The 294-nt window shown below is 51.7% G+C and carries 1 pseudogene; it reads left to right on the top strand.

Annotated elements, in window-relative coordinates:
* Positions 1 to 294 (top strand): annotated as a pseudogene (locus DCC82_RS17245) (IS110 family RNA-guided transposase); the annotation flags it as partial.

The following is a 294-nucleotide window of genomic DNA, read 5'->3' as shown; positions in this document are numbered from 1 at the left end:
GGCCGATTCAGCTATCCGCGTATTCTGAAAGGGATGGAGGCGGAGCTGCGCGTGGGAGCGACATTTCGCTCCAAATTGGTGGAAGAACAGGGAGCGATTCGAAATCAAATGATTCGCTGGCTTGATCGATATTTTCCGGAGTTTTCCCAAGTCTTCCCGTCATTTGGGAAAATGGCGCTCGCGGTGCTGGAATATACGCCATTTCCGAGTGATCTGGCAGGAAAAGAGCTAGAAGAGGTGCTGGCCCTTTACCGGCAAAGTGAGGGATTACAATCGCCACAAAAACCGAAAGCG

Origin of the sequence: Geobacillus sp. LYN3, from assembly GCF_003064505.1 — a bacterium.
GTDB lineage: Bacteria > Bacillota > Bacilli > Bacillales > Anoxybacillaceae > Parageobacillus_B > Parageobacillus_B toebii.
This window is presented reverse-complemented; position numbering and strand designations above follow the sequence as displayed.